Origin of the sequence: Loktanella sp. F6476L (assembly GCF_023015725.1) — a bacterium.
GTDB lineage: Bacteria > Pseudomonadota > Alphaproteobacteria > Rhodobacterales > Rhodobacteraceae > Yoonia.
In genome coordinates, this window is record NZ_JALKAR010000011.1 from 84,144 (window position 1) to 97,155 (window position 13,012).

Below are 13,012 nucleotides of genomic sequence, written 5' to 3' on the forward strand. Positions count from 1 at the left end.
CGCGCACCTGAACGGGCGCGCCCTGTCACGTCTTGACTGGCGCACCACCCGCGAAAGTATTCACGCCGTGATACCCGATCGGCTCTTCTTGCATTTGCAGATGCAATCCGTCGTCCGTGTACGGATGTGCGCGAGCAAGGTCTTCGTCCACGTCGAAACCAAGTCCGGGGGCGGTCGGGACCGGAATATATCCATTCTCTATTCTGATGCTGTTCTTGATCAGCGCCTTGTGGAACGGCGTTTCAATCGTTTCAGCCATCAGGATATTCGGAATAGAGGCCGCCAATTGCACGTTAGCGGCCCATTCTATGGGGCCTGCATACAGATGCGGCGCGACCTGCGCGTTATAAGTTTCGGCAATCGCTGCGATCTTCTTCGTTTCCCAAATGCCGCCTGACCGTCCCAACGCAGGCTGCAGAATGGACGCACCATTGCGCAAGGCATCCGCGAATTCGATCTTCGTCGACAGACGTTCGCCGACCGCAATGGGGATCGGGACTTGGGCTGCGATTTTGCTCAATTCGGTTGGTGTGTCGGGTGGGATAGGTTCTTCGTACCAAAGCGGGCTGTAGGGTGCGATTGCACTACCAAGCCGGATAGCCCCAGCCGTCGTGAACTGACCATGCGTGCCAAACAGCAGATCGGTTTGATCGCCCACAGCATCACGGATCGTTTTGCAAAACGCGACAGACAGGCTGATGTCGTGCATCGCTGGCATATGTCCTCCACGGATCGTGTAGGGGCCCGCTGGATCAAATTTGACGGCAGTATAGCCCTGCGCGACGGCCTGAACCGCGCTTTCAGCCGCCATATCAGGATCGGACCAAAAGGCGGGCAGGGCATGGCCGGATTGTGGATACAGGTATGTGTAGGCGCGAATACGGTCGTTCATGCGCCCACCGATAAGCGCGTGAACAGGACGGTCGCGATCTTTGCCAAGAATGTCCCAGCAGGCGATCTCTAACCCTGAAAACGCGCCAATAACGGTCAGGTCGGGACGTTGAGTGAACCCCGCCGAATAGGCACGGCGAAACATCAACTCAATGTTCTCCGGATTTTCGCCCGCCATGTGCCGATCAAACACATCGTGGATCACAGCCCGCATTGCATCGGGACCGACGGAGGACGCATAACATTCGCCCCAACCCGTGATGCCGGTGTTCGTGGTCACCTTGACCAATATCCAATACCGCCCGCCCCATCCGGGGGCAGGGGGTGCGGTAATGATCACATCGAGGTCTTGCAGCTTCATGGACGTGGCACCCTTGGTTGTTGCGGACAAATCAAATGCGTCGTTAGTCGAAAACGATCACATTGCGTTTCGCGCTGCCGGTTTTTGTGTCCGCAATGGCTTCGTTGATCTGATCCAGCGACCAACGACCCGAAATCAACTCGTCCAGTTTCAGCCGTCCTTGATCGTACAGATCGGCCATCCAAGGGATGTCGCGCTTGATCACAACGTCGCCCATTTTCGATCCGATAAGGCTTTGCCCGACAGCCGCAAAGTTCGCGGGTTCGTATTGAGAAACGGCCCCCGTTGCGGGCATGCCAACCATGATCACCTTGCCACCATAGGCCAGATAACGAGGCGCCGTATCGTAAACGGGGGCAGCGCCTACCGTCACAAACACAGCGTCCGCGCCGCGCCCCAAGGCTTCTTTGGCAGCTTTCCACGGTTTGTTTTGGGATGCCAAAACACCGTGCGTCGCGCCAAATTCTTTTGCGATGGCGAGTTTTTCTTCGGACACGTCCACAGCCACGATGCGCCGGGCACCAGCGATCCGCGCACCTTGGATCGCGTTCAGCCCAACACCGCCGGCACCGATCACGACGGCGTCTTGGCCTGCTTTGAAATCTGCAGCGTTGACGACGGCCCCGACACCGGTGATCACGCCACATGCCAGCAACGAAGCTGCGTCCATCGGCATGTCAGCCGGAATTTTCACGACCTGACTTTGGTCCACAACGACCTTTTCGGCGAATGCGCCAGATGCCATCGCTTGATGCAACTTGCCCCCGTCCGCCGTTTTCAAAGGCCCGTGGTCCCCGTCGTACGGCGTGCCGCAAATCGTGGGTTTACCGGACGAACAAGACGGGCAGGACCCGCAGGCGCGGATCAACGTCACGACAACAGCATCACCGACGCTCAGACCGGCGACGTTGTCGCCCACGCCGGTGATCAGACCCGCAGCTTCGTGGCCGTAGACCGCTGGCAGCGATCCACCCCATGCGCCTTCGGCAAAGGAAATATCGGAATGGCAAATCGCAACAGCCTTGAGCGTGACTTCGATTTCGCCAGCTTGTGCCGCGCGTAAGTCAACAGTTTCAACGGTAAGCGGGTCGCCGAATGCATGACAGACGGCAGCTTTGATTGCGGGCATATCGGCTCCTTTGCGTTTGATTGCAGCAAAGAATGGGCGCGATTGATAAGCAAGCTTTTTATCGGGTCGTGGGGCGCGAACCGACAAACAGACCGATGCAACCCAAGGTCAAGATTGCGGATAATAAGAACGGTGCGCCGGGCAGGTAAAGTGCAGCATCGTTTCGCGTAAAGTAAAAGAAAGTTTGCGTCATGATCAGTGGTGCCGCGATCGTTGCGACAGCATTGATCGATGCGATTGTGCCCTGCAGTTCGCCCTGTTGATCATCAGCGGCGGTGCGCGACATGATGCCTTGCAACGCCGGTCCGGCGATCGATCCAAATGCGGTCAGCGGTGTCATGGCCAAGGCCACCCATCCGTTCGTGACGAACCCCAAGGCTACAAACGCCAACACGTCGATTAGCAGGCCAAAGATCACCGCATTGCGTTCCCCGATTTTGGCAAGGATCGGACGGATCAACAGGCCTTGGACGACCGCGATACCGATCCCAAAAACGCCCAGTGAAATCCCGATCATGCCGGGTGACCAGCCGAATTGTAGCGCCCCGTAGTAGGCCCAAACGCCCGGATACACGAAGAACGCAATCGCATAGACGAACAGGATCACCATCATCGGGCGCAGACCCGGCAGGTTACCGATGTGTTTGAATGCACCGAACGGGTTTGCCCTGCGCCATGCAAATGGGCGTCTGATCCGATCTGTGACTGTTTCTGGCAGGACGAAGTAACCAAACGTGGCGTTACCTGCGGCCAGCGCTGCTGCCGCCCAGAACGGTGCGCGTGTCCCGTATTGCGCCAAAACGGCCCCGATCAACGGGCCAAGCACAAAGCCAACCCCAAAGGCCGCGCCAATCAGGCCGAAATTTGCGGCTTTTTCTTCTGGCTTGGAAATATCAGCCATATAGGCAGCTGCAGTTGATTGTGTCGCCGCAGTGATCCCGCCAATGATCCGCCCGATGATTAATAACCACATCGTCGTAGCCACCGCCATCAAGACGTAATCGAACGCCATCACGACCAGCGAAATCAACAGAATGGGGCGCCGTCCGTAACGGTCAGACAGGCTGCCGATGACGGGCCCAAAAAAGAACTGCATCACGGCGAAAATCGTCGCAAGAACCCCGCCCCAAACGGCGGCACTGCCAATATCGGTGCCTTCAATCTCGCGGATCAGATCAGGCATCACAGGCATAATCAGCCCGATCCCCATAGAGTCCATCACGACCGATAGCATGATGAAAGTGATCGCAAGGCGCTGGTTCATAAATCGGGCTTTCCGCAGAGAATTACTTTGGGGCGATCAAACGCCCTAAGCCTAACACCATTTGGGGTAACGTCATGGCCTGAACAAGAGGTGCCGTTTCTGGTGACGCTGATTGCAGGGCCGCATTCAGGTGCGGCATCTGATGTTGGATCGCGGCATCTGCCGGTGTTTGGGTCTGCACCGCAGCGGCAGCGTCGCTGATCCAATTCGCGATGGATTGAATGTCTTTCACAGGATCGGTGCTGTGCCCGTCGCGCAAGCCCAACCCGCCAGCAATGCCGTCAGAAATCGCGGCGTCTTGGTGGTAGGCTGAGAACGTTGGCGTTTCGTCTTGGCCCAGTCGCGCCGCAATAATCTTGAACGATTGGCGCAGCCGCAAAGACAGGCCTGTCGCCGCAGTCAACGCAGGATTGCTTTCGAAATGGATCCACTTTGCGTGCTCGGGCGCTTGCATCTCTTTGCCGAACTCGGCGACCAGCGCGGTCACGGGATCGCTTGTTTCTGCCGTCATGGCCGAAAGCGCTGCGGGATCAACCTGCACTTCCATACTGGCGCGCTGGATGGCTTGGGCTGATACGTCAGGGATCTGACTGGCTTTGGCTTGGGTAAGAGCAAGCGTGCCCATGACAAGCAATTTGGCCCGCAATTCAGCGGTATCCGTGAACAGTGGGGACAGTTCAGTGTCGTGAAACACCCCACGCCATGTGGGGCTGTCGTAAAGGCTGGCAGTCATCGTTTAGCTTTCTGCAATGCGGATCAACTCAGCGGCCAATACGGCAGGCGCTGATAGGAATGGGGAATGGGACGTCTGCATTTCGGACACAATGCCGTCTGGCCAATCGGACGTACGGTCGATCTGGTAGGCAGGCGGAATGGCGCGATCATCAAGGCAACGGATGTAGTGGCGATTATGGGTGCGTGTCCCGCCTGCATAGGCCGTCACCTGCGGGGCAATCGGTTGCGGGCACAACTGCGCAATCGCCCAATCCGAAAGGCTGGGATCAACGTCATGGTAGAACTTTTCATGCGCGAGGTCCGGATCAATCGTGACGGTTTTCGCGTCTTCGCTTTTGATCATCGCGTCCGCCAAAGGCTGCGTGTCGGCAAGCAGACGCATGTCGGCGATGGATTTTCCGGCTTCCGGCACATGGGCACACAGATAGATCAGTTTATCAATCATATGCGGGGATTGGTCGGCAGCAACGGTGATCGGGTAACCGGCCATGGAATGACCCACGAGAACCGTTTTGCCATGCATCGCGGCCCTGATCTTGCCTGCGTACATATCAAGCGTGACCAAAGCGGCGGGGGTTTGGTCGTCACCGTGCGACGGCAAATCAATCGCGCGGGCGGTGTGGCCTGCGGCGGTCAAATGCGGGATCACATGATCCCAACACCACGCACCATGGGCAGAGCCGTGTATCAGTAGAAAATCAGTCATTCGTTCATGTGGCCGGTGGCAGCGATGAAATCAATCAGGATTTTAGCGTAAGCCTCTGGTGCTTCAACGCAGGGCAGGTGACCGACGCGCCGCATCAGCTCATACTGCGACCCCGGAATAAGATCGACGGTTTCGCGGACCAGATCAGGCGGGGTGGCCCCGTCTTCGGACCCTGCGATACCAAGCGTCGGTATGCGCAAGCCAGAGGTCGGCGTGTAAAAATCGGTACCAGCAATCGCGGCACAAACGCCCGCGTATCCCGCAGCAGGTGTATCGGTCAGCATTTTACGCGATGCGGGCAGGTCGGGCGACATCAGGTAGTCGCGGCTAAACCAGCGGGCCATTGTGACATCAGCGATTGACCCTAGCCCCTTGTCCATCACCGCATCGATCCGGTCCTGCCACATCGGGCCATTCCCGATTTTCGCAGCCGTATTTGACAAGACCATCGCACGGATCAGATCGGGGCGTTTGACGGCCAGACCCTGTGCAATCATGCCCCCAACCGACAAACCAACGAACAGCGCGTCCTTCACGTCGCAAGCATCACAGACAGCAGCTGCATCGGACACCAGTGCGCCCATCGTGTAAGGTGCGGCTGGCACGTCGCTTTGGCCATGCCCGCGTTTGTCGTAGCGGATGATCCGCAATCCTGCGGGTAAAAGCGGGATGATTCCGTCCCACATATGCAAGGTCGTGCCAAGCGAATTAGCGAAAACAACCGTCGGCGCAGTCGCATCATCCACGCCGTCAATACGCACGTGGAAACCCACACCTTCGCGGTCGACTTTCATTTCACGCATCGTGGGATCCTTCGTTCTGAATGCTTTGAAAAAGAATCAAGCCGCGCAATGAGGTCTCCCTCGCGCGGCTTGCTCCCGTTATCCAGCAACCCTGTAAACAGGGGTGAATAACCCTCCCGAGCGCAGAAGACGAAATTGTCACAGAACTGTCAACTCTTGGGGTGCTTATTTTATTTCCGAAACGCACATTCATTTTTGCTAAAATAACCCATGAGTTGCATCGCGGCAATCGCCGGACATTTCCGCCGATATCTAGGTCTGGCCGTCACGCAACCGCATATGCGCCATGATTTGTCCATGATCAGAGGCAAGTTTGTTATACGGGGCTTCTGGATGGCTACCGTCAGTCAAGTGATCGTTGAAGACGCTAAAATATTCCATGTCTCCAATGCGTTGATCGTAATCTGGTGCAAAATGACGGGACATCAGAATCTGGTCGATGCTCTCGAAAACGCCGCCAAAGGCCGACGTATAGACCATGTCGCGGGCCGATTTTCGCACGAACATTTTCTCTGCTGAATGCAGGCGCACCGCGTTAATCTGTTCTTGAATCGCGTCGTTTTCGTGGTCTTTGTAGCGATCACCTTGGTGTTCCGCGTCGTGCCTGCGCATCCATGCGTAGTTTTTAAACGGCGTTTCACCGGTAATTATTTCGCTACTTACGGCATGTTCGCTGTCGTTAAAGTCGCCCAAAACCATCACGGGGCGACCTTGCGTCAATTCATTAAGAATCGCCCGCCGCAGAATCCATGCTTCCGCCATCCGTCGCAGCCCTGCACGTAGCGATCCAAGAGCACGACCAGCGGGGTCATAGTTCACCAGATCGGCGGCAGGCGGGAAGCCGGCGCCAGCAGGTTTATCCAATTCACCCAGCTTCGATTTCAGATGGCAGTTGAAGACGCTAACCACCTGATCGCCGACGGGAATGCGAACCTTCAGGATCGGACGGGACAGGCGGCTGATCTTATATGACCCGCCATCGCCACCACCCAGATCACTGAACGGGATCTCAATCGGCTCGGGCAATTCCTGCAAAATCTGCGGGGCATCGGCAAAACCGAACCGCGACAGGATCGCGACGCCGGGCCGCCGTTCACCGGGACCGCCGTCGTTCACATTGGGTGCAAAAGCGAGTTCGGCCTGCGCGTAGGGCTTATAGGCCAACTTGCGGAAAATCGCCTTACGCGCGTACCGCTTTGACGGGTCCGGCACAGAGGCTTCGTTCGCTTCGATCCCTGCAGCGTCCGCTTCGGCGATCACCGCTTGCAGTGCGGCTTCGTCAAAGATTTCCTGAAAGCAGACGATATCGGCAGACAGGCTTAGCAGTTGATCCGCAAGCCACGCCTGCTTCCACGCATGTTCTTCGACTGTGTATTTCTCATAGCGGTAGTATTCTTGCTCCGCCCCGATCAGGTTTTTGACATTGAAACTGGCGATTGAAAATTCGGTCATGTCTTGTCCTTAAGTCAGGGTCGCAAGGGCGCGGGCGAACATCGGGGCATCTACATTGCCGCCAGATATCACCGCAATCACTGTGTCGTGGTTCAGCGCGTCGGGATGGAACAGCGCCGCTGCAAGTCCAACAGCACCGCCGGGTTCTGCGACGACCTTCAGCCGTTCAAATGCATGCGCCATGGCTTGCAGCGCTTCATCATCGGTGACGACAATCGCGGGGCCACAAAGTTCCTTGATGATCGGGAACGTCAGATCGCCTGCCTGCTGGGTCATGATCGCATCGCAGATTGATCCTGATTGCGATGGGTTCTTTTCGATCTTGCCTGACGCTTGGGACCGCGCCACATCGTCAAATCCCGCAGGTTCAACGGGGCGCGCCACCATGTCGGGTGCATCAGCAGCCAATGCCATGGCGATCCCGGACGTCAGCCCGCCACCACCGCAGCAAACGGTCACATCGGCATGGGTAATGCCGAGCGCCTTTGCATCCTCGGCAATTTCCAACCCGACAGTGCCTTGGCCTGCGATCACATCGGCATTGTCGAAAGGTTTGATCAACGTCAGACCACGGCTATCGGCGATCTCTGCGCCCAAGGCCTCGCGGTTGGTATTTTCGCGGTCGTATAGAATAACCTCTGCGCCCAGCGCCTTGGTATTTTCGATCTTCAGCGTCGGGGCGTCGTCGGGCATGATAATCACTGCCGTTGTGCCATGCGATGCAGCGGCAAGTGCGACGCCTTGGGCATGGTTTCCGCTGGAAAACGCGATAACGCCCGCTTTGCGGGCATCGTCACCTAGGTTCGATACAGCAGACCACGCGCCGCGAAACTTGAACGATCCAGTGTGTTGCAAGCATTCGGGTTTGATCAGCACACGCCGTCCGGCGATTTCGTCCAGAAACGGCGACGACAAAAGCGGGGTGCGCCGCGCTTGGCCGTCGATCCGTTTGGCAGCAGCGCGGATTGCGTCGATGTTCATTCCATATCCTCAAGCCATTCGTGCAGCGCGTCCAATGCCATTTCTTCGTCTAGGAAGGGCACATGACCACGTCCTTCAATATCAGCGCGGATCATGTCGATCCGACGGTCGAGCATCTTATCCGCTGTCGCCTCTGACAACAGATCAGAATTTTCGCCACGGATTAGGCAAAGTGGCAGACCAAGCATCGCGTCATACAGCGGCCAAAGATCGGGCATCGGCTGGGTACCAGCTTCTAGCACGGCATCGCGCAGTTTCGGGTCATACCGTAGGTCTAGGCCCGTGTCGGTTTCGATGTAGTGGTTTTCAACCTCAGCCAGCCAGCGCGCCATCGGCACGTCGCTAAAGTGGGACCAGGATTTCGCGCGGAACGCGGCGGCCTCTGCGTAGGTCTTTTGCGCAGGGCGGCGGCCGATGTAGTTTTCGATGACATCGAGGCCTGCTTTATCCAGTTCCGGCCCAATGTCGTTCAGCGCTACACCTAACAAGCGGTCCTTCGAAGTGGCCGCGATGAACATTGCAATCAACCCGCCCCGCGATGTCCCCAGAATTGCAGCCTGCTCTAGCCCCAGATGATCAAGCAGCGCCAGCGCATCTTCGGCCTCTTGCGGGATCGTGTATGTTTTGTAATCCGCCCAATCCGATTGCCCGCGTCCGCGGTAATCCATGCGGATCAGACGCACAGGCATCATCGTCGGCAGATGCGGGGCAACATGATCAAAATCGCGCCCGTTGCGGGTCAGTCCCGCAAGGCACAGGATCGGGATACCTTGACCTTCGTCAGTGTAATACAGGCGGGTGCCGTCTTTGGCGTGAAATTCAGGCATATCAGGTTAGGTCCGGAATTGTGGTCAGGTCAGACAGAACATGGTGTGGTTTCGCGTAAAGGCGATCAATTGGTTCGCCCGCGCGGTTCACCCATGCGGTTTGGAACCCGTAGCCCGCAGCACCAGCAGCGTCCCATCCGTTAGACGAGACAAACAAAACCTCATCGCGGGCGCAGCCGTAATGGGCCTCGACAAGGTCATAAACCTTCGCGTGGGGTTTAAAGACGCCGACGCTTTCAACGGTCAGGTTCGCTGTGATGAATTCACCTAATCCGGCTGAATCGACCGCACCCGACAACATGTCGGACGATCCGTTGGATAGGATGCCGGTCTGAATGCCACGGCTGTTCAGCTCTGCCAGCATGTCGGGGACTTCCGCGTAGGCAGGCAGTTCCCAGTATAACGCAAGCAGACGTTCGCGCAGGATCGGATCGTCAAGGCCAGCGGCCTCCATCGCCCAATCCAACCCGTCTTGGGTGACCTGCCAGAAATCGCAGTGCTGATTAGCGACCGCACGCAACCATGTGTATTGCAACTGTTTCAGCCGCCAATCGCGGGCAAGCTGGGGCCAGACGGCGGCCAATGCGTCTTGTCCGGGTTCATCTGCCGCCAAACGCGCAGCGGCGTTCACGTCAAACAAGGTCCCGTAAGCATCAAAGATGCAGGTGGTAATTGGCATTGTATCCCTCCGTCGCGTGTCCCGCCGCACGTTGGCATGCACAGGCGGGAACGAAAAGGGGCAAAGCGGTTTGCGACCTGCGGCGCGTGCCTGTAGGGTCCGGCGACTGAAAATTGAAAGGACGATTATGTCAGAGGCAAAACAGGGCGATACCGTCCAAATCCATTACAAAGGCACATTGGACGACGGGACTGTTTTCGACAGCTCTGAAGGCCGTGATCCGCTGGAATTCGCAGTTGGGTCGGGCATGATTATTCCGGGCTTGGACAAAGCCATTCCGGGCATGAAAGTTGGCGACAAGAAAGTCGTGAATGTGCCTTGTGCGGAAGCCTACGGTGAAGTGAACCTTGAAAACCGGCAGGCTGTGCCGCGCGACCAGTTCCCAGACAACATCCCGATGGAAGTTGGAACACAGTTGCAGATGCAAGGCGAAGGCGGCCAGGTGATGGTCGTGACCATCGTCGAAGTAGCCGACACAGAGGTTACCCTAGATGCAAACCACGCGCTTGCGGGCAAGGACCTGACGTTTGCGATTGAAATGATCGCGATCCAGCCCGCTTAAAATAATGCCCCGCAGGCATGTTGTCTGCGGGGCATTGAAACAAAATAAAGTACTACTCGATAATGTTCACATCGCTAGATTGCGATGGTTAACAATCGGTTAATGTAAGGGTTGCGCGTTTATGCGCGACGTGACTTGCCCAAAATGTTGCTTTTCGGTTTCAGTTCAGCGGTCCGGCCGCGATGATGACATCCCAGACCGTTGCCACGACGGAATGATGACGCCGGACATGCCGACGTCATAATCTTACAGGTTGTCGATCTGCGGCATACCAAGCACGTGATACCCACCATCGACGCGAATAATTTCGCCAGTTGTGCACGCACCCGCGTCCGACGCTAGATAAACAGCTGTTCCACCAACGGCTTCTAGTGTTGCATTAGCGCGCATCGGTGCGTTTTCGCCAGTGTGCTTGTACGTCCGCCGTGCACCACCGATAGCCGCACCAGCAAGCGTTTTCATCGGGCCGGGGCTGATCGCGTTCACGCGGATACCGTCAGGGCCAAGATCATTGGCAAGATACCGGACAGCGCTTTCCAGCGCGGCCTTTGCCACACCCATCACGTTATAGTTCGGGGTCACACGGTTCGCACCTTGGTAAGTCAACGTCATGATCGTGCCGCCGTTTGGCATCAGTTCGTGGGACCGGCGGGCAACGTCAATCAGGGAATAACAAGAAATCTCCATCGACCGACCAAAGTTCTCGCGGGACGTGTTCATGATCCGACCAGTCAATTCGTCTTTGTTTGAGAACGCGATGGCGTGGACGACAAAATCAATCGTGCCCCATTTTTCTTTGATGCCTTCAAATGCGGTGTCCATCGACGCTTCGTCCGTCACATCAACATCGACCATGAAGTCGGACCCGACAGATGCAGCCAGTGGTTCAAGACGTTTGCCGAATGCTTCGCCTTGATACGTGAACGCAAGCTCGGCACCGGCCTCTGCCAACGCCTTGGCAATGCCCCATGCAATAGAGCGTTCATTGGCTACGCCCATTACCAAGCCACGTTTGCCTTGCATCGAAAGTGTCATGTCATGTCCCCTTTGTTGGATTCTCATTGGCGGGTTTGACGGATGAGGTCAAGTTTTAGGGATGTCGCCTGAATTGCAGCAAGAATGGCAGATTCGGCAGTTGTTAGGACCACAAGGAAACAAGGGCGTTATAGGTGCCGCGACAGCTATACGAATGACCTTGCGTAAGTACCTGTTTACGTTGCGAAAAAAGGCGGAATGGTCATTTTTGCGTTGTTTGGGGCAACACTGTGGCTTTGATCAGCACATCTTGCTGCAATTGAGGTGATGAAAACCCCGCCCAGACCGCATTGTCGCCAATTACGAGACAAATTCGATCCATAACACTGCGGTGATTGAATAGGTCGCCTGATGCACTTTGCAAACCGCCCAACGAGGTCGGAACACAAGCAGCAGGCAGCGTATTTGTTGGGATCAATGAAGGGTGAACTAATGATCGGAACGAAATTGAAACTGGGTGTGGCTAGCTCCATTCTTGTGATGGCTGCTGGAGCAGCACAGGCGCAACAGGCGTGTGCATCTTATACTGTCCAGCCGGGCGATTCACTGAGCGGTATCGCGCGGTCTGCCTATGGCGACATCAACTTTCAACAAATTTGGGATGCAAACCGTAGCAAAATCGGTCGGAACCCGAACTCTATTTCCGTAGGGATGCGTTTGGAACTGCCTTGTGCAGATGGCACGCTTGCCTCCGCTGCTGCCGCGGCACCTGCAGAAGACGCTGTTGAAGAAACCGTTGCGGCCCCAGCTGCCGCACCAGCAACAACGCTGAAAATCGGTCTTGTGACTGGCGACGACTACCCACCTTACACGGACGAAGACGCAAACGGCGGTGGTGTTGTGACACAGCTGGTGCGCGAAGCACTTGCAACGGTCGACACAGGCGTCGAAGCCGACATCACATTCATCAACGACTGGGGCTCGCACCTTGACGTGTTGGTACCATCAGGCGCATTCGACGGCACATTCCCGTGGGTCGCACCTGATTGCGAAGCAGGCAGCCTGTCCGAAGACATGCAAGCGCGTTGCGACAACTTCCGCTTTGCTGATCCGGTCTACGAAATCGTAACTGGTTTGATTACATCTGCTGACAGCCCACTGGGTACAACTGAAAATTACGCAGATTTCGAAGGCAAAACGATCTGTATTCCTGAAGGCTATGGCGCATTTGTGATGTCCTCTGGTGGCGTTTCAGATGACGCGGTGACCTATGAAAAGCCAGCAACACCCGAAGCTTGCTTTGAACAGTTGGTCGCAGGATCTGTCGACGCTGTCGAAATGGAACTGCGTCAGGCGGCCGATCTTGTGTCCAAATTGGACATCGAAGACGAAGTTGCTGTGAACAATGCAGTGAACGCAGTCATCGCTTTGACGGTCTTTGTTTCACAAAACAACGAAGACGGTGATGCAATCTTGGAAGCGATCAATACTGGCCTCGAAAACATCCGCGGCAACGGTGTTTGGTTCCAAACCGTACAGTCCGGTTTCCAAGCCTACTACGGCGAGTAATCGGGTTTCATGCAGTCTTGTATGCCCAAAGAAACCGAAACCAAGGACAGCGCATCTGCGCTGTCTGCAAACCGGAAT

The 13,012-nt window shown here is 56.3% G+C and carries 13 protein-coding genes; 2 read left to right on the plus strand and 11 right to left on the minus strand.

Annotated features, from left to right (window positions below):
* Positions 1 to 25: 25 nt before the first annotated feature.
* The 10 genes from MWU61_RS16905 to MWU61_RS16950 form a co-directional block, all read right to left on the minus strand.
* Complete coding sequence (locus tag MWU61_RS16905; protein ID WP_247129642.1) at positions 26 to 1,252, minus strand: mandelate racemase/muconate lactonizing enzyme family protein; 1,227 nt, start codon at positions 1,250 to 1,252, stop codon at positions 26 to 28.
* A 43-nt stretch (positions 1,253 to 1,295) separates the two neighbouring features.
* On the minus strand, positions 1,296 to 2,381 hold the full coding sequence (locus MWU61_RS16910) for a Zn-dependent alcohol dehydrogenase (protein ID WP_247129643.1): 1,086 nt from the start codon (positions 2,379 to 2,381) through the stop codon (positions 1,296 to 1,298).
* Positions 2,382 to 2,439: 58 nt separating this feature from the next.
* Complete coding sequence (locus tag MWU61_RS16915) at positions 2,440 to 3,645, minus strand: TCR/Tet family MFS transporter (protein ID WP_247129644.1); 1,206 nt, start codon at positions 3,643 to 3,645, stop codon at positions 2,440 to 2,442.
* A 22-nt stretch (positions 3,646 to 3,667) separates the two neighbouring features.
* The gene (locus MWU61_RS16920) at positions 3,668 to 4,378 is read right to left on the minus strand and encodes a hypothetical protein (protein ID WP_247129645.1); all 711 of its coding nucleotides are present in this window, start codon (positions 4,376 to 4,378) and stop codon (positions 3,668 to 3,670) included.
* Positions 4,379 to 4,381: 3 nt separating this feature from the next.
* On the minus strand, positions 4,382 to 5,086 hold the full coding sequence (locus MWU61_RS16925) for an alpha/beta fold hydrolase (RefSeq protein ID WP_247129646.1): 705 nt from the start codon (positions 5,084 to 5,086) through the stop codon (positions 4,382 to 4,384).
* Positions 5,083 to 5,880, minus strand: coding sequence for a 3-oxoadipate enol-lactonase (gene pcaD / locus MWU61_RS16930; protein ID WP_247129698.1), 798 nt, complete (start codon positions 5,878 to 5,880; stop codon positions 5,083 to 5,085). The genes MWU61_RS16925 and pcaD overlap by 4 nt, the downstream gene beginning before the upstream one ends.
* A 261-nt stretch (positions 5,881 to 6,141) precedes the next feature.
* Positions 6,142 to 7,341: an endonuclease/exonuclease/phosphatase family protein gene (locus MWU61_RS16935; protein WP_247129647.1), complete on the minus strand. Its 1,200-nt coding sequence runs from the start codon at positions 7,339 to 7,341 to the stop codon at positions 6,142 to 6,144.
* Between the two features lie 9 nt (positions 7,342 to 7,350).
* The gene (locus MWU61_RS16940) at positions 7,351 to 8,322 is read right to left on the minus strand and encodes a threonine/serine dehydratase (protein WP_247129648.1); all 972 of its coding nucleotides are present in this window, start codon (positions 8,320 to 8,322) and stop codon (positions 7,351 to 7,353) included.
* Positions 8,319 to 9,149 carry an alpha/beta hydrolase gene (locus MWU61_RS16945; RefSeq protein ID WP_247129649.1) on the minus strand — a complete coding sequence of 277 codons (831 nt, stop codon included), beginning with the start codon at positions 9,147 to 9,149 and terminating at the stop codon, positions 8,319 to 8,321. The genes MWU61_RS16940 and MWU61_RS16945 overlap by 4 nt, the downstream gene beginning before the upstream one ends.
* Position 9,150: 1 nt before the next feature.
* Complete coding sequence (locus tag MWU61_RS16950; RefSeq protein WP_247129650.1) at positions 9,151 to 9,828, minus strand: haloacid dehalogenase type II; 678 nt, start codon at positions 9,826 to 9,828, stop codon at positions 9,151 to 9,153.
* 127 nt (positions 9,829 to 9,955) lie between these two features.
* Between MWU61_RS16950 and MWU61_RS16955 the strand changes: the two genes are divergently transcribed.
* Positions 9,956 to 10,390, plus strand: a complete 435-nt coding sequence (locus MWU61_RS16955; protein WP_247129651.1) for a peptidylprolyl isomerase — start codon at positions 9,956 to 9,958, stop codon at positions 10,388 to 10,390.
* A 246-nt stretch (positions 10,391 to 10,636) separates the two neighbouring features.
* On the opposite strand, the gene MWU61_RS16960 is transcribed toward MWU61_RS16955, so the two are convergent.
* The gene (locus MWU61_RS16960; protein ID WP_247129652.1) at positions 10,637 to 11,425 is read right to left on the minus strand and encodes an enoyl-ACP reductase; all 789 of its coding nucleotides are present in this window, start codon (positions 11,423 to 11,425) and stop codon (positions 10,637 to 10,639) included.
* Between the two features lie 432 nt (positions 11,426 to 11,857).
* On the opposite strand from MWU61_RS16960, the gene MWU61_RS16965 reads away from it, so the two are divergent.
* A complete protein-coding gene (locus MWU61_RS16965) occupies positions 11,858 to 12,934 on the plus strand; it encodes a transporter substrate-binding domain-containing protein (protein WP_247129653.1) in 1,077 nt (358 codons plus the stop codon).
* The last annotated feature ends 78 nt before the right edge of the window (positions 12,935 to 13,012 follow it).